The following is a 21,326-nucleotide window of genomic DNA, read 5'->3' as shown; positions in this document are numbered from 1 at the left end:
CGGTCAGGCCGGGTTGAGGCCCTGGTCGCCCACCTCCGTGACGAACGAGGCGGCCGTCGTCACGGGGGCGCCGGGCGTGGTGACGGCGGACACCGTGCGGTAGTCGGCGCGCGCCTGGCGCTCCTGGAGGGTGACGAGGACGTAGCCGCGACGCCCGTTGTAGAACTTCATGTGCGGGTTGGCGGTCGTCTGGCTCGTCCAGTTGGCCGGCTTCTCCGCGCCGTTCTTGCCGCTGGCGATGGAGGTGGCGACGATCTCGGTGCCGACGGTGCGGGAGGCGGGGTCGTCGAAGTCCCGCTTCAGGTCGAAGGCGTAGCCGACGTGCACGTCACCGGTCAGCACCATGAGGTTGTCCACCCCGGTGGACTCGGCGCCCTTCAGGATGCGGTCGCGGGACGCCGGATAGCCGTCCCAGGAGTCCATGGAGAGCTTGTAGGCGTCGGTCGGGACGTCGCGCCGCTGGGCGAAGGTGACCTGCTGCGGTACGACGTTCCAGGTGGCCTTCGAACGGCGCCAGCCGTCGATCAGCCAGCGCTCCTGGGTGGCGCCGGTCAGGGTGCGCGAGGGGTCCTCGGACTCGGGTCCGGGGGTCTGCCAGCCGTCGCCGTACGCCTGGTCGCTGCGGTACTGGCGGGTGTCGAGGATGTCGAACTGGGCGAGCCGGCCGAACTGCAGGCGCCGGTAGAGCTTCATGTCCGGTCCGTCCGGCCGCTGCGGGGTGCGGAGCGGCTGGTTCTCCCAGTACGCGCGGTAGGCGGCGGCCCGGCGGATCAGGAACTCCTCGGGCGGCACGTTGTTCTCGGGGGTCTCGCCCGCGTAGTTGTTCTCGGTCTCGTGGTCGTCCCAGGTGACGACGAAGGGGTGCGCGGCGTGGGCGGCGCGCAGGTCGGGGTCGGACTTGTAGAGGGCGTACCGCAGCCGGTAGTCCTCCAGCGTGGTCGTCTCCCGGTTGAAGAGGGCGGGCAGGGTGCGGTCGGTGTAGTTGCGGGCCCCGCCGGTCGCGGTGACGGCGTACTCGTAGAGGTAGTCGCCGAGGTGGAAGACGACGTCGACGTCCTCCTCGGCGAGGTGCTTGTACGCGGTGAAGTAGCCGTCGTGGTAGGCCTGGCAGGAGACGGCGGCCAGGGACAGTTCGCGCTTGTGGGCGCCGGGGGCGGGCGCGGTACGGGTCCGGCCGACGGGGCTGGTCCACTGCCCGGCGCGGAAGCGGTAGTAGAGCACGCGGTCCGGTGCGAGGCCCTTGACCTCCACGTGGACGCTGTGGTGGAACTCCGGGTGGGCGGTGGCGGTGCCGCGCCGGAGGATGTGCCGGAAGCGCTCGTCGCGGGCCAGCTCCCAGCGCACCTCGACACGGGCGGCGGGCAGTCCGCTGTCGGGCTCGAACGGGCGGGGCGCGAGTCTCGTCCACAGCAGGACGGAGTCGGGCAGCGGGTCACCGGAGGCGACGCCGAGGGTGAACGGGTCCTCGCCGATCTTCCGGCTGTCGAGCTCGGCGGCGCTCGCCGCTCCCGCGGCCGGCAGACCGACGGAGAACGCGAGTGCGGCGGCGGCTCCGGTGACGGTGAGAAAGCGGCGGCGACCGGTGTGCCGGGCCGCGTCGCGCAGCTCCTGCTGGTGCGATGAGTGCGTCATCTGTCCCTCCCCTGACTGGTGTTGTGGGGGAAGTCCACCGGGCCGGCACATCGGGCGGTTGTCGTGCTCGCGTCGCGCGGGCGTCGCCTGGATGAGGAATGCGGCAGGAATGGATCCCCAGGGGCAAACTCCGCGTATGCGGCCGAAACCATGATCATCAACTTCGGGTGCGGCGGTCGGGGAATCGCCGGGACGGGGCGCGGGAATCACTCGCGGGACGCGCGAACCCCCGGCCAGGAGGCACCATTTGCCCCCGGTCGCACCCTCCCGAGCAGGCGGCGTACGCTGCCGCACCATGAGCAACAAACCGTTGAATTCCGCGACGAAGACAGCTGTGGTCACGGGCGCGGGCTCCGGAATCGGCCGCGCGGTGGCCCTCGCCCTGACCGGCGCCGGCTGGTCGGTGGCACTCACGGGCCGCCGCCCCGAGCCGCTCACCGAGACCGCCGCGCTGGCCGGGCCGGACGCCCGGGTGATCACCGTCCCCGCCGATGTGTCGCGCCCGGGCGACGTGGACGCCCTGTTCTCCTCCGTACGGGAGCGCTTCGGCCGCCTCGATCTGCTCTTCAACAACGCGGGGACCTTCGGGCCGCGCGCGGTGCCGGTCGAGGACCTCTCGTACGACGACTGGCGCACGGTGGTCGACGTGAACCTGACGGGGGCGTTCCTGTGCGCGCAGGCGGCGTACCGGCAGATGAAGGAGCAGGACCCGCAGGGCGGGCGGATCATCAACAACGGTTCGGTCTCCGCGCACGCGCCGCGCCCGCACTCGGTCGCCTACACCGCGACCAAGCACGCCATGACCGGCCTCACGAAGTCGCTTTCGCTGGACGGCCGCCCGTACCGGATCGCCAGCGGGCAGATCGACATCGGCAATGCCGCGACCGAGATGACGGAACGGATGCGGACCGGAATCCTCCAGGCCAACGGCGAACTGGCCGTGGAACCGGTGATGGCGGCCGCGGACGTGGCCCGGACGGTGGTCCACATGGCGGAGCTGCCACTGGAGGCCAACATCCCGTTCGTCACGGTGATGGCGACGGCGATGCCGTACGTGGGCCGGGGCTGAACGTGGGCCGGGGCTGACACGTCCCGCCCGGTGAGGGGCGGGCGGGACCACGGTGGGAATGCCCCTGACCGCGGTGCGGTTGTCCCGCATATGACTGATTCTGCCGAGACCGCGGTCCTGCGCTACACAGCTTTCTCCGCCGACCCCGAGGGCGGAAATCCTGCCGGGGTCGTGCTGGACGCCTCCGACATGGACGAGGCGGGCATGCTCGCCGTCGCGGCGGAGCTCGGTTACAGCGAGTCGGCGTTCCTCACCGGCCGGACCGAGGTGTCGCAGCCCGGTGTGCGCGGTTACGCGATCCGCTACTTCAGCCCCAAGGCCGAGGTCCCGTTCTGCGGCCATGCCACCGTGGCGACGGCCCTGGCCCTGGCCGAACGGGACGGTCCCGGGGACCTGGAGTTCGCCACCGCGGCCGGTCCGGTGCCGGTCACCGTCGTCCGCGAGGGGACCGAACTGCGGGCGACCCTCACCAGCGTGGAGCCGCACGTCACGGACATCGCGCCGGGGGACGTCACGGAGGCGCTGGCCGCGCTGGACTGGCCGGCCGCCGATCTCGACCCGGCCCTGCCGCCCCGGATCGCCTATGCGGGCGCCCGCCATCTGGTGCTGGCCGCCGCGAGCCGTGAGCGGCTGGCGGCGCTCTCCTACGACTTCGCGCGGCTCGAAGCGCTGATGCACCGGCTGGACCTGACCACGGTCCAGCTGGTCTGGCGCGCGTCGGAGACCGTCTTCCACGTCCGCGACCCGTTCCCGGTCGGCGGTGTGGTCGAGGACCCGGCGACGGGCGCGGCGGCGGCCGCCTTCGGCGCATATCTGCGCACCCTGTCCCTGGTCCCGGAGACCGCGGGGCTGACCCTGCACCAGGGCGAGGACATGGGCCGCCCCGGCACGCTGACCGTCACCCTGCGGGCGGGCGACGCGCGGGTGCGGGTGAGCGGGACGGGCACCCGCATTCCGGACCCGGCGGACGCGTGAGGGCCGGCCTCAGCGGCTGAGGAACTCCCGGTACCAGGGTGCGTGCCCGGCGAAGGACGTCCGGAAGCCGGGCCCGGGGGCACAGCCGAAGTCCTGCCACACCCGTTCGTCGGCGAACCAATGGTCCACGGTGAGCATCCCGAAATGGTGCGTGGCGTACGGGACGCCGGCCAGCCGGTCGCGCGCCTCGTCCAGGGCGATCTCCGTGCCCGCCCAGGGCAGTCCGAGTTCGCCGAGCACCGTGGACAGCAGCTCCGAGCAGGTCACCGGCTCGGGGTGGTTGACGTGGTAGACGCCGGACGGCGTGCTCGGGGCGAGCGCCGCCCCGAGCAGCGCCCGGCCCAGGGTCTCCACGTCGATCAGCGAATGCCGGGCGTCACAGCCGGCCGGCGCCGCCTCCAGGTGGCGCAACAGGGCGACCAGCCCGGGGATCGCCCACCGGTCCCCCGCCCCGTACACGAGGTGCGGGCGCAGGACGGCTCCCCCGGCCGCCAGGACGTGCTGTTCGGCGGCGACCCGGGTCAGGCTGGTGGCGGAGGCGGGGGCGGGCTCGGCCGCGCCCGGGAGCAGCGCGGTGAAGGGGCCGCGGCCGTAGACGGAGGCGGTGCTCAGCTGGACGATCCGGCCGACTCCGCTGCGTACGGCCTCGTCGACCAGCGCACGGGTTCCGTGGTCGTTGACGGTCCGGGCGGTCTGTTCGTCGGAGCCGATCCGGGAGGCGCAGTGGATCACGACGTCGACTCCCTCGCAGCTGCCGCGCAGCGATCCGGGGTCGGCGAGATCCCCGTACACCGTCTCGGAACCGGGACCGGCCGTGGCGTCGAGCGCGGTCCGGTGGGTCATCAGGCGGAGCCGGACGCCGGGGGTCGCGCGGGCGGCGGCGGCCACCCGGCTGCCGATGAAGCCGGTCGCACCGGTGACGAGGATGCGGGGAGTCATGAGAGATCGCTCCGGGCGCCGCCGGGTCCGGCCGGGAGGGGGGCCGGCGGGCGGAGGGCGCAGGTGAAGGCCGGTTCGCCGTCCTGGAGGGCCCGTACGAACACCCCGGCGGGCGAGTCGGCGTCGGCCGGAAGGGGCGTGGCCTCGATCAGGCAGGGCCGGTCCAGCTCCACGTACTGGAGGAAGTCGGCCTGAAGAGCTGTCGGCAGGAAGGCCGAACCGGTGGCGGCGTGCGCGGCCTGCCGGGCCGCCTCCAGCAGCAGAATGCCCGGCACATGGTCGTTGGGGCGGCCGAAGAGTGTCGGGTGCCGGGTGTCGATGCGCAGCAGCCAGGTGCCCGGTTCGGTGCCGGGCCCGGTGCCGGGCGAGAGGACGACGTCCTGTTCGGAGGTCCTGCCGACCGTGCGCGGCGCGACGGCGGGCAGGAGGGGTATCGGTGTGTCGAGTACGGCGCTGCGGTGGCCGCGCAGCCGCTGGTACGCCGCTGCCGAGGTGCAGCTGATCCGGCCGCCGCCGGTGGCGAGCACGGTGCCGCGGCGGTGCAGGAGAATTTCGAGATGCATGGAGCCGAGACTCCGGCCGCGCCGGCGGATCCGGGAGCAGGACACGTCCACCGTGATGTCCCACGGGTCGTCGCCCAGTTCGAGCCGTGCGGCCGTGGAGGTGTACCTCAGCTCCCACATCACGAAGGCATCGCCGACCGGCACACCGAACTGGGCATGGGCGACCAGCATCGTCGTCTGCCGCATGGTCTCGGCTATGAGCAGCGGGTCCTGGTGACGGCCGCCGACAGGGGCGAAGAAGCGGTGGGCCCGCGACCAGTGCGCCGACACCGAGAACTGGGTGTCGGTGAGCCGGGTGAGCCCGGTGGGGAAGACATCCTGGGGGTCGGTCCGGTGGACCAGCTGTCTCAGCCGGTCGGGCGACTCCCCTCTGCGGCCGGGTTCCTCCCCACCGGCGGAGGCCTCCTCCGCCGGAACCCCGGAGGATGCCTCGGCACGGCCTGCACCCGCGAGGTGCCCGGCGTGCTCGACGCTCTCCACCGACATCGAAGCGCTGCGTGAGGTGAGCTGAACCATGAAGTTCCCCCAGGAGGATCCGAGTCAAAGGGCCGAGCCGCCCCGCAGTAAGATACTGACAGCCCGGTTTTCCTTTCCAGCCAACCCCCTGTGGCGTGACCCGCGCCACCATTAGAGAGAAGCTGATGGCACAGCAGGCGCGCGCGATCCAGACCCGTCGGTCGATCCTGGTGGCGGCCGCCGACGTGTTCGACGAGCGCGGCTACAGCAGCGCCACCATCAGCGAGATCCTGGCGCGTGCGGGGGCGACCAAGGGCGCTCTGTACTTCCACTTCGCCTCCAAGGAGGACCTCGCGCTCGGGGTGATGGACATACAGCTGCACAGCGATCCGCTGCCGCCCCAGCTGACGAAGCTCCAGGAGCTTGTGGACCAGGGCATGCTCCTCGCCTACCGGCTGCGCCATGAGCCGCTGGTCCGCGCCAGCGTCGGCCTGGCCATGGACCAGGCCGTGGAGGGTCTCGACCGCGGTATGCCGTTCCGCGGCTGGATAGACCGGCTCGAACACCTCCTGGTGGACGCCAAGGGGCAGGGAGAGCTGCTGCCGCACGTCGATCCGGGCGAGGCGGCCGAGATGCTGGCGGGATCCTTCTCCGGCATCCAGGTGATGTCCCAGGTCCTGTCCAACCGCGAGGACCTGGGCCGGCGGATCTCGGTCCTGCTCCATTACGTCCTGCCGAGCATCTCGACGCCGGCCGTCCTGGCCACGCTGGACATGGCCGAAGATCGCGGTGAGCGCCTGCTCCACAGCATCGAAAGCGTACCCAGCCAGGTCGGCGCCCCCAACTGACCGTCCGCGGAAGCCTCTTGGCCACCGGAATCAGACCGCACGGTCCGCATCCACCCGCCGAAAAACGTGCGCGACACCTGAATACGCACCCTGCACTCCGCCCCCACTCCGTAAGCTCGGCTGCTCAACGTCGGCCACCGACAGGAGTCACCGATGCCCGTCCGCCGCGTCGTCCCGAACATCCCGATCGGCACGGATGACGGAAGCGGGGACGCCCCCGAAGCCATGCGGGCCAATGCCGCCTTCTACCGGCACCTGGGCTTCGAGGAGGTCATGAACCACGGATGGATCATGACGCTCGCCTCCCCCTCCCACCCCACGGCCCAGATCAGCATCATGACCGCCGACCGGACCGGCCCCGTCACCCCGGACCTGAGCGTCGAGGTGGAGGACGTGGACGCGGTGTACGCGGAGGTGGTGCGGGATGGTGCGGAGATCGTCTACGGCCCGGCCGACGAGGAGTGGGGCGTGCGCCGCTTCTTCGTACGCGATCCGAACGGGCGCGTCATCAATGTCCTGAGCCATCACTGACCCGGGCGGGCGCGTCCGCAATGTCCTGAGCCGTCGACGATCCGCGGTGCGGTCCGGTGAGGGGCCGTGTTACCAGCCGCCGGTGCCGATCTGGGTGCGGGCCGTGAGGCTGCCGGTTCCGGTGCCCTTGTACAGGTAGAGCTTTCCGGTCTCACCGGTCTGGGACTCGACAGCCGCCAGGTCACCGACACCGTCTCCGGTGAAGTCACCGCCGGCGTAGTCGGAGATCCCGTTCCACCCGCCGGTACCGATCTCCACCCGTTCAGCCAGACCACTGCCGGTGCCCTTGTACAGGAACAGTTTCCCGGTCGACTTCTCCGCAGCGATCACGTCGTCCTTGCCGTCCTTGTTCATATCGCCAGGACTGACGGCCTTGCTCATCCCGTTCCAGCCACCCGTACCGATCTCCACCCGCGAAGCCAGCGCACCGGTACCGGTGCCGGGGTACAGGAACAACTTCCCCGTCTCGACCTCCGAAGCGACGACATCGTCCTTGCCGTCAGCATTGAAATCACCCGCAAGGACGTTCTTCATGCCGTTCCAGCCACCCGTACCGATCTCCACCCGCGAAGCCAGCGCACCGGTACCGGTGCCCTTGTAGAGGAACAGCTTCCCCGTCTCCTTCTCGGTCGCCACGACATCGTCCTTGCCGTCCTTGTTCAGGTCACCCACAGCAAGATTCGCCATGTCGTTCCAGCCACCCGTACCGATCACGACCCGCGAGGTCAGAGTGCCGGTGCCGGTACCGGGATACAGCCACAGCTTCCCCGACGACACCTCCACCGCCACCAGGTCCTTCTTCCCGTTCCCGTTGAAGTCACCAGCCACCAGGTCCGTCATCCCCGGATCGGCGGGCGACGGCGGAGCGGGGTCGGGCGTCGGGTAGGGATCGGCGTGATCCGTGGAGAGTCCGGTTCCGGGGCTGCAGGACCATGCTCCTGCCCCCTGGTCGGCCAGGATCTTCTCCGCGATGAGTATCTGTTCCTTCTTGGTTGCCTGGTGGGGATAGGCCGCGTAGGCCGTGCCGCCGTAGTACTGCCAGTTGTGGAGGCTGATCTGCAGTCCTCCGTAATAAGCGGGAGAACTGTTGCTGACCACGGTCCAGTTCCCGCTGCTCTCGCACTGGGCGACCTTGTCCCAGGTACTGACCGAGGCCGCGGAGGCCGTGGTCGCGAGAAGCGGCAGGGCGAGGAGGCCGGCTACTGCTGCCGCGAGGAATCCGAGGACCGGGGCAGAGGTGGCGGGCGAAGGGGATGCAGGCATGACTGAGCCTTTCGGGGTGAGTGGTTCGGGGTTTCGGGCATGAAGAAGGGCGGGTCCGCCGTGTTCCCAGGCGGACCCGCCCGGTGAGAGGGCTGTTACCAGCCGCCGGTGCCGATCTCGACACGGGCCTTGAGGCCGCCGGTTCCGGTGCCCTTGTAGAGGTAGAGCTTTCCGGTCTCACCGGTCTGGGACTCGACAGCCGCCAGGTCACCGACACCGTCTCCGGTGAAGTCACCGCCGGCGTAGTCGGAGATCCCGTTCCACCCGCCGGTACCGATCTCCACCCGTTCAGCCAGACCACTGCCGGTGCCCTTGTACAGGAACAGCTTCCCGGTCGACTTCTCCGCAGCGATCACGTCGTCCTTGCCGTCCTTGTTCATATCGCCAGGACTGACGGCCTTGCTCATCCCGTTCCAGCCACCCGTACCGATCTCCACCCGCGAAGTCAGCGCACCGGTACCGGTGCCGGGGTAGAGGAACAACTTCCCCGTCTCGACCTCCGAAGCGACAACGTCGTCCTTGCCGTCAGCATTGAAATCACCCGCAAGGACGTTCTTCATGCCGTTCCAGCCACCCGTACCGATCTCCACCCGCGAAGTCAGACCACTACCGGTCCCCTTGTAGAGGAACAGCTTCCCCGTCTCCTTCTCGGTCGCCACGACATCGTCCTTGCCGTCCTTGTTCAGGTCACCCACAGCAAGATTCGCCATGTCGTTCCAGCCACCCGTACCGATCACGACCCGCGAGGTCAGAGTGCCGGTGCCGGTGCCGGGGTACAGCCACAGCTTCCCCGACGACACCTCCACCGCCACCAGGTCCTTCTTCCCGTTCCCGTTGAAGTCACCAGCCACCAGATTCGTCATCCCCGGGTCTCCGGTGGCAACCGACGCACCGACGTCGACATAGTTCCGGTCGATGTTGATCGTCGTCCCGCCGTACGACTCGGTGACGTTGCCCGCGTACTGATGGACGCGCTGGTGGTTGGCCCACTGACCGGCCGGCAGATTCACATCCGCCGTGTCGGCCACGCCGTTCCAGTTGGCCACCCAGACGACGTCCGGACGCTCGAGTGTCGCGGAGGAGTAGACGGAGGAGAGGTCATTGATGCCTGAGCTGGAAGAGCTGTACACACCCGACCTGTAGTGCAGGTCGTGCAGTCGATCGGTCCAGCCGGAAAGGTAGTTGAGCACGTTGGTGCGGTAGGTCGAGGAGTACTGCTCCATGTCGGTGTAGAGCACTGTGCCGGGTACGAAGCCCAGTCCCTGGGCCAGGTCGACCGCTGCGTCGGCGGCCGCACTGCCCTGGCTCTTCGCGTTCGAGGCGGAGACGCTTCCGGCCTGGAGGCCCGCGTAGATGGGGAGCACATGCCAGCCGTCGGCACTTCGCTGCGACACCCATGAGGAGGTGAGGTTGGGCTGGGAGCAGGAGCGGCTCGGTCCGCCCATGTAGATGGCCACACCCCGGTAGGGCGAGGCCGACCAGTCGGACATGGCACCCGATGACGGCGCGGAGCAGGCGTCGAACGCCTTGCCCTTGTACCCCGTGCCCGGCACCGACGAGGCGGCTGCGGCAGACGTGTCGGGAGCCTGCGGCCCGGAAGCCGCCGGGGCGTTCTGCGCCTTGGCGGTGGCGTCGGTGGTGACGGTTCCCAGGATCTCCTCCATGGCGGCGGACGAGGGCCCGTGGCTGACGGTGGCGTAGACGCCGGCGCCCTCGAAGGCCAGTCGGACCTCGCGGGAGTCCGTGGCCGGCAGGGTGCTCGGGGCGGAGGAGCCCGCCGGGACGTCTACGTGGGGCACGTCCTCGCGGGGTCCGGCTCCGGCGAAGGGCTCCAGGATGATCGCCTCGGTCTTCTCTGCGATCAGGTGCGGGGGGCAGTCCTGCTCCGTTCCCGGGTGCCCCAGGTAGACGGTGTTCTGGTCGAGTCGCACACAGGTGTGGGGAGCCGTGGCCAGGTCGACGACGGTCCAGCCGGCCGGAATCTGCAGGGAGAGTCCCTGGTACTCGACGGTCGTGGACGGCTCCGCGGCCGCAGCGGTGGCGGAGCACTGGAGCATGGCGGACAGGGCGCAGGCGGCGGTCAGTGCGGCAGCCGCACTCCGGAGGTGACGAGTCTTCATGGCTTCTTTCCATAAGTCGAGCTGATGCGACGACAGTTGGGAGGCGCCACGGGACCGGCCCGGAGGCGCGCTGGAGGCCGGGGCGGGTTCCGGAGGGATTCCGGACCCGCCCCGTTGCACAGGGACGGTGATGTCACCGCCCGGTGAGGGGGCTGTTACCAGCCGCCGGTGCCGATCTGGGTGCGGGCCGTGAGGCTGCCGGTTCCGGTGCCCTTGTAGAGGTAGAGCTTTCCGGTCTCACCGGTCTGGGACTCGACAGCCGCCAGGTCACCGACACCGTCTCCGGTGAAGTCACCGCCCGCGTAGTCGGAGATCCCGTTCCACCCGCCGGTACCGATCTCCACCCGTTCAGCCAGACCACTGCCGGTGCCCTTGTACAGGAACAGCTTCCCGGTCGACTTCTCCGCAGCGATCACGTCGTCCTTGCCGTCCTTGTTCATATCGCCAGGACTGACGGCCTTGCTCATCCCGTTCCAGCCACCCGTACCGATCTCCACCCGCGAAGTCAGCGCACCGGTACCGGTGCCCTTGTACAGGAACAACTTCCCCGTCTCGACCTCCGAAGCGACGACATCGTCCTTGCCGTCAGCATTGAAATCACCCGCAAGGACGTTCTTCATGCCGTTCCAGCCACCCGTACCGATCTCCACCCGCGAAGTCAGACCACTACCGGTCCCCTTGTAGAGGAACAGCTTCCCCGTCTCGACCTCCGTGGCGATCACGTCGTCCTTGCCGTCCTTGTTCAGGTCACCCACAGCAAGATTCGCCATGTCGTTCCAGCCACCCGTACCGATCACGACCCGCGAGGTCAGAGTGCCGGTGCCGGTACCGGGGTACAGCCACAGCTTCCCCGACGACACCTCCACCGCCACCAGGTCCTTCTTCCCGTTCCCGTTGAAGTCACCAGCCACCAGGTCCGTCATCCCCGGATCGGCGGGCCTGACGACATCGTCGATGACCGACTTGTTGCGGACCGGGAGGAACGTGCCGTAGCCCGAGTAGTACGGGTAGGGGATCTGCCGATAGTGGACGCCACTGCCGGTGAACTCGTAGCCCATGTAGCTGCTGTGCGTGCCGTCGATCCACTTGCCGAAGAGCACCACGTGACCGTTGGCTCCGCTGTTGTCGTTGAGGAGCGCGTCGCCCGGCTTGAGGTCGCCCTTTGATATCGACTCGATGACGCCGTTGCCCGCGAAGGTGTCCGTGGTCATGGAGCTGCCGAGGTGCCAGGCCATCGACACGTACCCGGAGCAGTCGGTGCGGTAGCCGTTGTGGCTGCCGGTCCAGCTGTAGTTCAGGCCGATGCCGACCCAGGTCTTGGCTCTCTCGATGACATCGCCGCGTGTGATGGTCGGGGCGCTTGCCGCTGCCGCGGCTCCGGCCTCGCCGGACACGGCAGTCTCCGGGCCCTGGCCTGCGCTGGCCTGCTGGTCGGCCGGGTCGGCCGTGGTCGTCGTCTCCGAACCTGCGTAGGCCGTGCCGGCACCTGTGGCGAACACGCCACACGCCAGGGAGGCGGTGACCGCGAGAGCGATGGAGGTCGAGCGGAGCGAAAGGTTTCGAGACATGACAAATCCTCAGGTGAAGTGGTGTTGCGGAGTAATGGAATGGAGCAGGCACGTCCTTGCGCCGGCGAATGCGGCTGGACGCACGGCGGGATCGGTCGGACCGGTACGCCGAACGAGCCGATACCGCCTGGTGATTACGCGCGGAGTACCAGGTAAGTCATCCGGCCGAAATGCGGTACTGGGCAAGCACGCCCGAATCCCTGACGCCGTCCATCAGATCCTCGGCCCGGCTGTCGGCTTCGTCGGCCGCCGATGCTCCGATGAAAAGCACCAGTCCGATCCCGCCGGGCACAACGCGCGCTCGGACATGCTCGAGGTGGTGCCGCGGGGCCGCATGGGCCCACATGAGGTCATGGACGGCATGAGCGTCGGAAGGCTGAACGGATGTCTCCGGCGCGCTGTCCAGGTGAAGGTGAATCATGAACACAGCGAATTAGGTCCGTGGAACCATCGCGTCGGCCTTCACTTCGGCCGACGCGTCGAGGGAGACGCTGTCCCAGCCGATACCCGCCGGCTCGGAGTCCCAGCCGATCCCGTCCGAGGACGGGGCCGGGAGGGATACGAGACCCCGGGCACTCGCGGCCGGGTCCAGCCGCCCGGGACCCTGCCCCGCGACCACTGCCGGCGCAGCAGCGCCAAGGAGGGCGACGACGAACACGGCCAGCACGACGACCTTCGGGTTTCGGGCAGTTTGGGACATGGCGGTACCCCTGTTTGGCGTGGGAAGGAATGTGATGAACCATCAGCTCAGGTCCGCTTGCGCCCCGTTGCTGCGATGAACACCACTGTGCCCGCCTCGCTCGGCCATGGGGAGTACCGAAGGCTGGCACCAACCGGCCTAGCACCTTCGCGCCAGCCCCACCCACCGCCCCGCCGACCAACTGGTGAACAACTTCTTGCGCTCTCGTGAAGGTGGTGCGAAGATCAAAAATGCATAGCATGCAGTGGCAAACACTGAGCTGAACCCGGGGGGGTTTAGGTTGCTTGAAATGTTGGGCTTGGATCCGCATGCGGAAGTCGTATATCGATTGATGCTCTCTCAGGCCGGCCTGGGAATTGAAGATTTATGCAGGAAGTCCAGCCTCTCCGAAGCTGATGTACGCGCATCACTGGACCGGCTGGCGGATCTGACTCTGGTCCGGAAGTCTCTGGACAGACCGGGCGCGATGCGTGCACTCAGCCTGGAGATCGCTCTGGAAGTAGTGCTGCGAAGACAGGAAAGAGAGGTGCTCCACCGCCAACAACAGTTGGCAGCAGCGAAATTGGCGGCTGCGCACGCAATCGCCACGCACGCGGAACTCCAGCAGGAGGCGGGCGACGCCTCCGCCGAACAGCCATTGATCGGGCTGGACGCGATTCAGTCCCAACTGGAGATCCTCGCCAAGGAACTGACCGGTGAGTGCCTGGCCGTGATGCCGGGCGGCGCGCAGTCACAGGAAAGCCTGGACGCGTCGCGTCCATTGGACGAGGACGCCATGCGGCGGGGAGTCACTCTCCTGACGCTCTACCAGGAAAGCGTCCGAAACGATCCGGCGAGTCTCGACTACGCGCGCTGGATGTCCGAGGCGGGCGGTCAGGTGCGGACCGCGCCCATCCTGCCCCCACGGCTTCTCATCTTCGACCGCCGGGTCGCCGTAGTCCCCATCGACCCCGCGCACACCCGCCGGGGAGCACTCTGCACCCGTGAGCCCGCCATCGTCGCCACGCTGTGCGCCCTCTTCTTCCAGGCGTGGGAGACCGCCATCCCGCTCGGCGCGGCCGGATCGTCGGACAGAATCAGCCCCACGGAGAAGGAGCTGCTCAAACTTCTCGCGGGCGGCCTGACGGACGAGGCGGCGGCCAAGCGGCTGGGCGTGTCGCTGCGTACCGTGCGGCGCCAGATGTCCTCCCTCATGGAACGACTGCATGCGAGCAGCCGCTTCGAGGCGGGCCTCAAGGCAGCCCAGTCGGGCTGGCTCTGACCGCGGCGTTGCCGCGCGATGGCCCATGGCGCCCATGAACGCGGGGAAGGGCCCTCCGACACGAGTCGGAGGCCCTTCTCCGCGCAAAGCCGCAGGAGGCGGCAAATGACTCCCGGGGCAGGTCTCCCGTCCTGGCTCCGGGCGAGGTCCACGCAGCGCTCCGACGAAAACCGAGGTGACTGCGGAGCCGGTCGAACTACGCTCCCAGCATGTCTGGTCCGACGTTGGTGATCGAGTTGGCGGAGCAGCTCTCCCCGGCTGCGCTGCGGGAGTTCCGTGCATTGATGGTGGGGCTCTCCTCCCGCTTCACCGAGGAGCGGCCCGGGTTCTTCGTCGTCAATGTGCCGGCGGAGCGACGGGAGGTCGGGGACGGCCGCGAGAAGGACTGGCGAAAGCCGTTCCCGCTTTCGGTCCTCGGCAACACCTCCGTGGCGGAGGAGCTCGCGGCCCTGGTGGGATTCAATCCGCAGCGCGAGGACTGGCGCCGTCCCTTCCTGGTCTCCCTGATGGGGCCGGGCGTCGGCGACGAGAGCACCTTCGAGGCTGAGCACGCGAACGAGCCCGAGGTGGAGGCCGCCCTCGGCTTCAGACCGACCCATGCCGTCAATGTCAGCGCCGGCTGCAATCGCGAGATCGACCACGTGGCCGCGGCCCTCCCGACCGCCGCTGTCATGGACGTCATCGGGGGCGTGGCCAAAGCCGAGCTGCTGGACGGACAGGCGTCGGCCGTCGTCGGCCTTGCGGGGGTGATGGGGATCGCGGACGACGACTGGATGGCGCCGGGAACGGCGGAGTTCCTGCGGGCCTGGGTTGAGCACCCCGCCTTTCGGCTGGTCAGGTAGCCCGGGCACATCCGGCGGGCGACCTGCTTTCACCGAAGACCGTGGCAGCACACCCACACAGCTGGCATATATTTACAGAGTAAAGCATAGTCATGCATCGAACCGTACGGGCGTCGGCAGCCGCCGGACGGACCGTCACGCAGCACTGGAGGACACATGAACATGCCATCCGTGGCACCGCGAGGTTTTGTCGGCGTGACCGCCCGGCTCGGCCTGAAGGACGACGGCGACGACTTCGCCGCCGTCGTCTCCGAGGTGCCGTGCGCGTCCGCGGCGGTCTTCACCCGGTCCAGGTTCGCCGGGCCCAGCGTGCTGCTCAGCCGCGCCGACGCCCCCGCGGGCAACAGTCGCGGCATGGTCGTCATCTCCAAGAACGCCAATGTGGCCACCGGCGCGGCCGGTGAACGGGACGCAGTCGAGGTGCGGTCCACGGTCGCCGCCGCCGCAGGCGTCGCCGCCGAGGAACTGGTCATCGCCTCCACCGGCGTGATCGGCCGCCCCTACCCGATGGACGTGGTGCGCACCGGCCTCGCCGCGCTGCCCCGGCCGTTCCCCGCAGCGGACCTCGGCGCCGCGGCAGCCGCCATCATGACGACCGACACCCACGCCAAGCAGTGCACGGTGCGCGTCGGCGACGCCGTGATCACGGGCATCGCCAAGGGCGTAGGCATGATCGAGCCGAACATGGCGACCCTGCTGACCTTCTTCTTCACCGACGCGGAGGTGCCCGCGGCCGAACTGGACACGGTCTTCCGCCGGGTCGTGGACCGCACCTTCAACGCGCTGAGCATTGACACCGACACCTCCACCAGCGACACCGCGGCCGTCTTCGCCAACGGCCTGGCCGGAGCCGTGGACCCGGAGGCGTTCGAGCAGGCGCTGTACCGCTGCGCACTCACGCTCGTACGGGCCATCGCCTCGGACGGCGAGGGCGCCTCCAAACTGATCGAGGTCCGGGTCACCGGCGCGCTCGACGCGGCGCAGGCCAAGCGGGCCGGCAAGGCCGTCGTCAACTCGCCTCTGGTGAAGACCGCGGTGCACGGCGCCGACCCCAACTGGGGCCGGGTCGTGATGGCGATCGGCAAGCTGGACAGCCCCGCCGACGACCGGATCACCCCGGACACGGTCACCGTCCGCTTCGGCGACATCACCCTCTACCCGGGCGGCTCGGCACAGGAACTGCTGGACGCCGCGGCCGCGCACCTGTCCGGCGCCGAGGTGGTCATCCACGTCGATCTGGGCCTGGGCGAGGCGGAGTTCACCGTCTACGGCTGCGACCTGACCGAGGGCTACGTGAAGATCAACGCCGACTACACGACCTGACGCCCGAGGCGCACCCCGGGGCCGCTCGCCTCTGCGGCGGGCGCAGCCCCCGCAGGGCGAAGCCGCAGGTGGCGGCAGACGAGTCGGGCTGTACGCCGGGTTCTGTCGCCCGGTCGCCTCGCGGCGGCCGGGGAGACGGCCATCCATCTAGGACCGGCATTGCTGCCGGTCTCGTGCGGTCTACCCGCGAACTCGGGCGGGCCGCCCTCGAACGTTCGCGCAGAGCCGTCTTGCGACGGCCCCTCTTGACCTTGCTCCGGGTGGGGTTTACCTAGCCGCCTGAGTCGCCTCAGGCGCTGGTGGTCTCTTACACCACCGTTTCACCCTTACCGGGGACCGAAGTCCCAGGCGGTCTGTTTTCTGTGGCACTGTCCCGCGGGTCACCCCGGGTGGCCGTTAGCCATCACCCTGCCCTGTGGAGCCCGGACGTTCCTCGGGAGAATCCGAAGATCCTCACGCGGCCGTCCGCCCGGCTCGTCTGCCGTGGCGCCCATGCTACCCGCCCGGCGGGGGCCCCTGGACAGGGGCGGAGCGGACGACTCAGAGGAACGCCCCGGTCTCCAGATCGATCCCGAAGGGCTCCGGGAGGCGGACCGGCTTGCCGAACGGAACCGTGCAGTGCTGGCGGTAGTCGTCCCCTTGCGGATCGCTGAACAGTGTCACCGAGGACTCCTCGCGGTCGACCAGCAGGTAGAGCGGGACGGGGCCCCGGGCGTAGCAGTGCCGCCTGCCCGTGCGGTCGGCCGCCGGCTTGGACGAGGTGACCTCGACGACCAGCGCCACTCCCTCGCACGGCATCCAGGGATCCGCTCCGCGGTACAGGCGCAGTTCGGTGGGGGCGAAGGTGCCGTCGGGGATGACATGGTTCTTGGGGCAGCCCCCGCCGCTGCGCAGCCTCAGCCCCTTGTTTCCGGAGAAATCCATATCGGTCCGTGCCAGCCTGATCACCTGCTTCATGATCACGCTGATGTAGTCCTCATGATCCCCGTCCGGCGGCGGCGTCACGACAATCTCCCCCTCGATCAGCTCGGCCCGGAAGCCCTCCGGCGTATCCAGCGCCAGGAAGCCCTCAAGCAGGACTTCCGCCTGCGAGAGCGGTTCGTGCGGCATGGCAGACATGTCACGCCCCTTCCTCGGTCGCTCGCCAGAGTGGGACATCGGGGAATCCGCCGTCCGTGAGATGGGAGTCATTTCCCCCGATCGTGGCACAGGACAGCACGCAGTGGTCAGAGGCGGACCGAGGCGAAGGCCGCGATGCCCGCCGTCCAGGCCGCCGCGACGTCGGAGTCCGCAGGGAAGCGGCCGTTGAGCTCCATCGTGACCATCCCGTGGGCGAAGGCCCAGGCCGCTCTGGCAAGCCCCTCGTCGCCCGCCAGGGCACGGAAGAGCGGGGCCGCGGCATGCTCCTCCAGGTCCTGCGGGAGGGGGTGGCCGGTGGTGAGGCGGTAGAGGTGGGGGTGGGCCAGGGCGTGGGCGCGGTAGGCGGTGGCCAGGGCGGGGAAGGAGCCCGGGGCCGCGGCCTCGGCCGCTTCGAGTACTCCGGCGGTCTCCCTGAGCATCGCGTCGGCCAGGGCGTTCACCACGGACGACTTGTCCGGGAAGTGCTTGTAGAGCGAGGGCGCCGTGATGCCCACGCACCCGGCGAGGCGACGCATCGTGAGGGCGTCCGGGCCCTCCTGCTCCAGCAGGGTGCGCGCGGCGGCGAGGATCTGGCGGGCGCGGTCGGTAGCGGGCCGGGCCACGAGATCGGTCATGACGATCCTCCTTCTTGCTGCGGACTCGGGGTGCGGAGCCGAAGGCGCGATCGTATGAGACGGGGACAGGCCCGGCGGGGACCAGGGGTGTATGGCCCGGCGGCCTTGCCCTTGGCCTTGCCGCAGCCCCAGGTTTCCACTCGGCCTCTGCGCATCGGAGAGATCGCCGCGCTCGTCGCGCTCGTCGCTCACCACGCTGGGGCTCGGGCTCGGGCCGGACGAGGTGCGCGAGTTGCTCGGCAGTCGCCGTCCGGTTCCACGCCGATGATCCGCGCGCCGTCGTGGCCGCGCTCACGCGGGCGCGAACAGTACCTTCGACGATCCCGGGTCCGCCTGGGTGAGCCGGACCCGCAGCCGCTCCCCCAGGGGGAGTTCGGCGGTGCCGCCCTCGATGCGGGCGACGATCGCCGGGTCGTCGATGTGGACGGTGCCGGTGGCCGGTTCCTGTTCCTTCACGTCCACCACGTAACCGTCGAAGACCTCACCGACCCGGTCCTTGAGGAGCGCCGCCTCGACGAGGTCGACGCACTCGCGCTCCACGGTGTTGGCGCGCCGGGTCCCGTCCGCCATCTCCTTGGGCAGGGCGGGGAGCGCGGTCAGGGTCCACTCGGGCGGTTCGCGGTCCGCGGCGGCCGCGACGCAGAGTTCGGCGGCGTACCGGTCGACGAGGCGGCGCAGTGGCGCGGTGCAGTGGGTGTAGAGCTCGGCGACGGCGGCGTGCACGGCGGGGGTGGGCAGTTCGCCGTTCCCGAACACGGTGTAGCCGGCGCCGCGCAGCAGCGTGGTGCACTCCTGGAGGAACGCCGCGTGGTCGGTCCGCTTCGGGTCGAGGGAGCGGACGACCTGGGCGTACGGGACGTGGTGCGGCCAGTCGATGTGCAGGGCCTCGGCCGAGCGGCGCAGCCGGGCCACCGCGCCGTCGGGGGCGACGGGAAGCGTACGCAGGATTCCGGTGCCGGATTCCTGCATCAGCCGGGCCGCGGCCATGCCGGTGAGCAGTGAGATCTGGGCGTTCCAGCCGTCGGCGGGGAGCGGGGCGCGGTATTCGAGGCCGTAGCCGCCGTCGCGCTCGACGATCTCCTGCTCGGGCACGTCCAGGGAGATGCCGCCGCGGGCGATCTCCTGCTCCTCGCGCAGTGTGCCGATGTCCTTGAGGAGGGCGAGAGGCTCCTCTGCCGTGCCCGTGTCGATCTGCCGCTGCACGCCCGCGTAGTCGAGTTTGGCGCGGCTGCGCACGAGGGCGCGGCGTACCCGGGTGGCTTCGGCGCGGCCCTCGGCGTCGAGGTCGATCTCCCAGAGCACGGCGGGGCGGGTCTCGCCGGGCAGCAGGCTGGCGGCGCCCTCGGAGAGCGATTCGGGGTGGAGGGACACCTTGCCGTCGGGGAAGTAGAGCGTGTTCACCCGGCGGTGGGCCTCGGTGTCGAGCGCGCCGCCGGGGCGGACGAAGGCGGCGACGTCGGCGATGGCGTAGTGCACGCGGTAGCCGTGGGCCCGGCGTTCCAGGTGCATCGCCTGGTCGAGGTCGGTGGAGGTGGGCGGGTCGATGGTGAGGAACGGCAGGTCCGTGGCGTCCTCGTGTCCGGAGATATCCGGGTTCCGCGCCGCTTCGGCCGCCTCGGCGAGCACGTCGGCCGGGAAGCCGTCGGGAAGTCCGAGTTCGGTGCGCAGCGCGCGCAGGGCCACTCGCAGCGGCGTGTCGGCTGCGCCGGTCATATGGAGATGGCGGCGGGGCATGGACCGAGCGTATGGCGGGGCGGGGCGGGCGGCATCCCGGGTGGCGGGACGGGCGGGCACCTGTTCCCCGTACGCTGACGCGAGGGGTGTGCCAGGGCGTCCGGGTGACATCCCGGGGATCCGTGAGCAGGCCGGGGCCCCTTTTCCGTACGTACGAAGGAGAACCGCCGTGCTCGTGCTGTTGCCGCCCTCCGAAGGAAAGGCCGCCTCGGGGCGCGGAGCACCTCTGAAGCCCGAGTCGCTCTCGCTGCCCGGTCTGGCCGGGGCGCGGGCCGCCGTGCTGGACGGGCTGGTGGAGCTGTGCGTGGCGGACGAGGAGAAGGCCCGCGTGGTGCTGGGGCTCAGCGAGGGGCTGCGCGGCGAGGTCGCGAAGAACGTCGAGCTGCGGACAGCGGGTGCGCGTCCGGCCGGGGAGCTGTACACCGGGGTGCTGTACGACGCGCTGGACCTGGCGTCCCTGGACACGGCGGCCCGCCGCCGGGCCGGGAAGTCGTTGCTGGTGTTCTCAGGGCTGTGGGGCGCGGTGCGGGTGGGCGACCGGATTCCGCCGTACCGCTGTGCGATGGGGGTGAAGCTGCCGGGGCTCGGCGCGCTCGGGGCCTTTTGGCGCGAGCCGATGGCGGAGGTCATGCCGGAGGCGGCCGGGGACGGTCTGGTGCTGGATCTGCGGTCGTCCGCGTACACGGCGGCGTGGAAGCCGAAGGGCGCGGTGGCGGAGCGCACGGCGAGCGTGCGGGTGCTGCACTCCCAGCTGGTGGACGGGGTGGAGAAGCGGTCGGTGGTCAGCCACTTCAACAAGGCTACGAAGGGGCGGATGGTCCGCGATCTGCTGCGGGCGGGGGCCCGGCCGAAGGATCCGGCGGAGCTGGTGACGGCGCTGCGGGACCTGGGGTACGTGGTGGAGGCCCAGGCGCCCGCGCGGTCCGGGCGGACGTGGGAGCTCGATGTGGTGGTGACGGAGATTCACTGACCGGACCGGCATCGCGTTGCATCATGTGCAACGTTCGTTGCGTACGGTGCCGTGCGCGGGGCAGGATGAGGGCATGACCTCCTCCGTACTGGACCTTGCCCCCGTCGTGCCCGTCGTCGTGCTGGAGGACGCCGCCGACGCGGTGCCGCTCGCCCGGGCCCTGGTCGCGGGCGGGCTTCCGGCGATCGAGGTGACGCTGCGGACCACCGCCGCCCTCGACGCGATCAAGGCGATCGCGGCAGAGGTTCCGGACGCGGTGGTCGGCGCCGGCACGGTGATCTCGGCGCGGAACGTCTCGGACACCGTGGCCGCGGGCGCCCGGTTCCTGGTGAGCCCCGGCTGGACGGACGCGCTGCTGGACGCGATGAAGGCGTCGGGGGTGCCGTTCCTGCCGGGTGTCTCCACGACGTCCGAGGTGGTCGCGCTGCTGGAGCGCGGGGTCACCGAGATGAAGTTCTTCCCGGCCGAGGCTGCGGGCGGCACGGCCTATCTGAAGGCCCTGTCCGCCCCGCTCCCCCAGGCCAGGTTCTGCCCGACCGGCGGCATCTCGCTCGCCTCGGCACCCTCCTACCTGGCCCTGCCGAACGTCGGCTGTGTGGGCGGCAGTTGGATGGTCCCCGGCGACGCCGTGGCCACCCGGGACTGGTCCCGGGTGGAGCGGCTGGCCGCCGAGGCGGCGGCGCTGCGCGGCTGAGCGCCGAAAAGTTGCGCGGTTTCGCGTGCATGCTCCCCGGCAGCCGGGGCACGAGACCTTCAGGGACACGTGACCCGGCCTCCG

General features: G+C 69.9%; 20 protein-coding genes and 1 other RNA gene. 9 read left to right on the top strand and 12 right to left on the bottom strand.

The window, feature by feature from the left end:
• Positions 1–3: 3 nt before the first annotated feature.
• Positions 4–1,632: an alkaline phosphatase D family protein gene (locus tag OG912_RS25555; RefSeq protein ID WP_327711422.1), complete on the bottom strand. Its 1,629-nt coding sequence runs from the start codon at positions 1,630–1,632 to the stop codon at positions 4–6.
• A gap of 295 nt (positions 1,633–1,927) precedes the next feature.
• On the opposite strand from OG912_RS25555, the gene OG912_RS25550 reads away from it, so the two are divergent.
• Positions 1,928–2,701, top strand: a complete 774-nt coding sequence (locus OG912_RS25550) for an SDR family oxidoreductase (RefSeq protein WP_327711421.1) — start codon at positions 1,928–1,930, stop codon at positions 2,699–2,701.
• Positions 2,702–2,791: 90 nt separating this feature from the next.
• Positions 2,792–3,676, top strand: coding sequence for a PhzF family phenazine biosynthesis protein (locus OG912_RS25545; protein ID WP_327711420.1), 885 nt, complete (start codon positions 2,792–2,794; stop codon positions 3,674–3,676).
• A 9-nt stretch (positions 3,677–3,685) separates the two neighbouring features.
• Here OG912_RS25545 and OG912_RS25540 read toward each other — a convergent pair whose 3' ends face one another.
• Together OG912_RS25540 and OG912_RS25535 are read right to left on the bottom strand one after the other, a co-directional pair.
• Positions 3,686–4,615 (bottom strand): NAD-dependent epimerase/dehydratase family protein, encoded by a 930-nt coding sequence (locus OG912_RS25540; RefSeq protein WP_327711419.1) that lies wholly within the window; start codon positions 4,613–4,615, stop codon positions 3,686–3,688.
• A complete protein-coding gene (locus OG912_RS25535) occupies positions 4,612–5,694 on the bottom strand; it encodes a ScbA/BarX family gamma-butyrolactone biosynthesis protein (RefSeq protein WP_327711418.1) in 1,083 nt (360 codons plus the stop codon). Before OG912_RS25535 ends, OG912_RS25540 begins: the two co-directional genes overlap by 4 nt.
• A 125-nt stretch (positions 5,695–5,819) precedes the next feature.
• Between OG912_RS25535 and OG912_RS25530 the strand changes: the two genes are divergently transcribed.
• Positions 5,820–6,482 (top strand): ScbR family autoregulator-binding transcription factor, encoded by a 663-nt coding sequence (locus tag OG912_RS25530; RefSeq protein ID WP_327711417.1) that lies wholly within the window; start codon positions 5,820–5,822, stop codon positions 6,480–6,482.
• Positions 6,483–6,635: 153 nt separating this feature from the next.
• Entirely contained in the window at positions 6,636–7,013 is a 378-nt protein-coding gene (locus tag OG912_RS25525; RefSeq protein WP_327711416.1) for a VOC family protein, read from the top strand.
• A 69-nt stretch (positions 7,014–7,082) separates the two neighbouring features.
• On the opposite strand, the gene OG912_RS25520 is transcribed toward OG912_RS25525, so the two are convergent.
• From OG912_RS25520 to OG912_RS25500, 5 genes are all read right to left on the bottom strand, one after another.
• Positions 7,083–8,276 carry an FG-GAP-like repeat-containing protein gene (locus OG912_RS25520; RefSeq protein WP_327711415.1) on the bottom strand — a complete coding sequence of 398 codons (1,194 nt, stop codon included), beginning with the start codon at positions 8,274–8,276 and terminating at the stop codon, positions 7,083–7,085.
• 95 nt (positions 8,277–8,371) lie between these two features.
• Positions 8,372–10,396 (bottom strand): glycoside hydrolase domain-containing protein, encoded by a 2,025-nt coding sequence (locus tag OG912_RS25515; protein WP_327711414.1) that lies wholly within the window; start codon positions 10,394–10,396, stop codon positions 8,372–8,374.
• 155 nt (positions 10,397–10,551) lie between these two features.
• A complete protein-coding gene (locus tag OG912_RS25510; protein ID WP_327711413.1) occupies positions 10,552–11,964 on the bottom strand; it encodes a C40 family peptidase in 1,413 nt (470 codons plus the stop codon).
• Between the two features lie 157 nt (positions 11,965–12,121).
• Positions 12,122–12,385 carry a hypothetical protein gene (locus OG912_RS25505; RefSeq protein WP_327711412.1) on the bottom strand — a complete coding sequence of 88 codons (264 nt, stop codon included), beginning with the start codon at positions 12,383–12,385 and terminating at the stop codon, positions 12,122–12,124.
• 12 nt (positions 12,386–12,397) lie between these two features.
• Complete coding sequence (locus OG912_RS25500) at positions 12,398–12,664, bottom strand: hypothetical protein (protein WP_327711411.1); 267 nt, start codon at positions 12,662–12,664, stop codon at positions 12,398–12,400.
• A 466-nt stretch (positions 12,665–13,130) separates the two neighbouring features.
• Between OG912_RS25500 and OG912_RS25495 the strand changes: the two genes are divergently transcribed.
• From OG912_RS25495 to argJ, 3 genes are all read left to right on the top strand, one after another.
• The gene (locus OG912_RS25495) at positions 13,131–13,925 is read left to right on the top strand and encodes a helix-turn-helix transcriptional regulator (protein WP_327711410.1); all 795 of its coding nucleotides are present in this window, start codon (positions 13,131–13,133) and stop codon (positions 13,923–13,925) included.
• Between the two features lie 209 nt (positions 13,926–14,134).
• Positions 14,135–14,767 (top strand): DUF6368 family protein, encoded by a 633-nt coding sequence (locus tag OG912_RS25490; RefSeq protein WP_327711409.1) that lies wholly within the window; start codon positions 14,135–14,137, stop codon positions 14,765–14,767.
• Positions 14,768–14,929: 162 nt separating this feature from the next.
• Entirely contained in the window at positions 14,930–16,090 is a 1,161-nt protein-coding gene (gene argJ / locus OG912_RS25485) for a bifunctional glutamate N-acetyltransferase/amino-acid acetyltransferase ArgJ (protein ID WP_443061104.1), read from the top strand.
• A gap of 75 nt (positions 16,091–16,165) precedes the next feature.
• Here argJ and rnpB read toward each other — a convergent pair.
• The 4 genes from rnpB to OG912_RS25465 all read right to left on the bottom strand — a co-directional run bounded on the left by rnpB (position 16,166) and on the right by OG912_RS25465 (position 19,557).
• Positions 16,166–16,567: RNase P RNA component class A (gene rnpB, locus OG912_RS25480), an RNA gene on the bottom strand.
• A gap of 63 nt (positions 16,568–16,630) precedes the next feature.
• On the bottom strand, positions 16,631–17,200 hold the full coding sequence (locus OG912_RS25475) for a Uma2 family endonuclease (RefSeq protein ID WP_327713542.1): 570 nt from the start codon (positions 17,198–17,200) through the stop codon (positions 16,631–16,633).
• A 116-nt stretch (positions 17,201–17,316) separates the two neighbouring features.
• Positions 17,317–17,844 carry a TetR/AcrR family transcriptional regulator gene (locus tag OG912_RS25470; RefSeq protein WP_327711407.1) on the bottom strand — a complete coding sequence of 176 codons (528 nt, stop codon included), beginning with the start codon at positions 17,842–17,844 and terminating at the stop codon, positions 17,317–17,319.
• Between the two features lie 291 nt (positions 17,845–18,135).
• Positions 18,136–19,557 (bottom strand): RNB domain-containing ribonuclease, encoded by a 1,422-nt coding sequence (locus OG912_RS25465; protein ID WP_327713541.1) that lies wholly within the window; start codon positions 19,555–19,557, stop codon positions 18,136–18,138.
• Between the two features lie 190 nt (positions 19,558–19,747).
• On the opposite strand from OG912_RS25465, the gene yaaA reads away from it, so the two are divergent.
• Together yaaA and eda are read left to right on the top strand one after the other, a co-directional pair.
• Complete coding sequence (gene yaaA, locus OG912_RS25460; protein ID WP_327711406.1) at positions 19,748–20,548, top strand: peroxide stress protein YaaA; 801 nt, start codon at positions 19,748–19,750, stop codon at positions 20,546–20,548.
• Between the two features lie 73 nt (positions 20,549–20,621).
• A complete protein-coding gene (gene eda, locus OG912_RS25455) occupies positions 20,622–21,242 on the top strand; it encodes a bifunctional 4-hydroxy-2-oxoglutarate aldolase/2-dehydro-3-deoxy-phosphogluconate aldolase (protein ID WP_327711405.1) in 621 nt (206 codons plus the stop codon).
• Positions 21,243–21,326: the final 84 nt, after the last annotated feature.

This window comes from Streptomyces sp. NBC_00464 (assembly GCF_036013915.1).
Taxonomy (GTDB): Bacteria; Actinomycetota; Actinomycetes; order Streptomycetales; family Streptomycetaceae; genus Streptomyces.
The sequence above is the reverse complement of the archived record's forward strand: the minus strand, read 5'-3'. Positions and strand labels throughout refer to the sequence as shown.

What these genes read in the sequence shown, in the direction of transcription:
- OG912_RS25550 (WP_327711421.1), top strand. Translation starts at nt 1,928, where the DNA reads ATGAGCAACAAACCGTTGAATTCCGCGACGAAGACAGCTGTGGTCACG.
- argJ (WP_443061104.1), top strand. Translation starts at nt 14,930, where the DNA reads ATGCCATCCGTGGCACCGCGAGGTTTTGTCGGCGTGACCGCCCGGCTC.
- OG912_RS25465 (WP_327713541.1), bottom strand. Translation starts at nt 19,557, where the DNA reads ATGACCGGCGCAGCCGACACGCCGCTGCGAGTGGCCCTGCGCGCGCTG.
- OG912_RS25525 (WP_327711416.1), top strand. Translation starts at nt 6,636, where the DNA reads ATGCCCGTCCGCCGCGTCGTCCCGAACATCCCGATCGGCACGGATGAC.
- OG912_RS25535 (WP_327711418.1), bottom strand. Translation starts at nt 5,694, where the DNA reads ATGGTTCAGCTCACCTCACGCAGCGCTTCGATGTCGGTGGAGAGCGTC.
- OG912_RS25530 (WP_327711417.1), top strand. Translation starts at nt 5,820, where the DNA reads ATGGCACAGCAGGCGCGCGCGATCCAGACCCGTCGGTCGATCCTGGTG.
- OG912_RS25470 (WP_327711407.1), bottom strand. Translation starts at nt 17,844, where the DNA reads ATGACCGATCTCGTGGCCCGGCCCGCTACCGACCGCGCCCGCCAGATC.
- OG912_RS25490 (WP_327711409.1), top strand. Translation starts at nt 14,135, where the DNA reads ATGTCTGGTCCGACGTTGGTGATCGAGTTGGCGGAGCAGCTCTCCCCG.
- eda (WP_327711405.1), top strand. Translation starts at nt 20,622, where the DNA reads ATGACCTCCTCCGTACTGGACCTTGCCCCCGTCGTGCCCGTCGTCGTG.
- OG912_RS25515 (WP_327711414.1), bottom strand. Translation starts at nt 10,396, where the DNA reads ATGAAGACTCGTCACCTCCGGAGTGCGGCTGCCGCACTGACCGCCGCC.
- OG912_RS25520 (WP_327711415.1), bottom strand. Translation starts at nt 8,276, where the DNA reads ATGCCTGCATCCCCTTCGCCCGCCACCTCTGCCCCGGTCCTCGGATTC.
- OG912_RS25500 (WP_327711411.1), bottom strand. Translation starts at nt 12,664, where the DNA reads ATGTCCCAAACTGCCCGAAACCCGAAGGTCGTCGTGCTGGCCGTGTTC.
- OG912_RS25540 (WP_327711419.1), bottom strand. Translation starts at nt 4,615, where the DNA reads ATGACTCCCCGCATCCTCGTCACCGGTGCGACCGGCTTCATCGGCAGC.
- OG912_RS25555 (WP_327711422.1), bottom strand. Translation starts at nt 1,632, where the DNA reads ATGACGCACTCATCGCACCAGCAGGAGCTGCGCGACGCGGCCCGGCAC.
- OG912_RS25475 (WP_327713542.1), bottom strand. Translation starts at nt 17,200, where the DNA reads ATGCCGCACGAACCGCTCTCGCAGGCGGAAGTCCTGCTTGAGGGCTTC.
- OG912_RS25510 (WP_327711413.1), bottom strand. Translation starts at nt 11,964, where the DNA reads ATGTCTCGAAACCTTTCGCTCCGCTCGACCTCCATCGCTCTCGCGGTC.
- OG912_RS25505 (WP_327711412.1), bottom strand. Translation starts at nt 12,385, where the DNA reads ATGATTCACCTTCACCTGGACAGCGCGCCGGAGACATCCGTTCAGCCT.
- OG912_RS25545 (WP_327711420.1), top strand. Translation starts at nt 2,792, where the DNA reads ATGACTGATTCTGCCGAGACCGCGGTCCTGCGCTACACAGCTTTCTCC.
- OG912_RS25495 (WP_327711410.1), top strand. Translation starts at nt 13,131, where the DNA reads ATGCGTGCACTCAGCCTGGAGATCGCTCTGGAAGTAGTGCTGCGAAGA.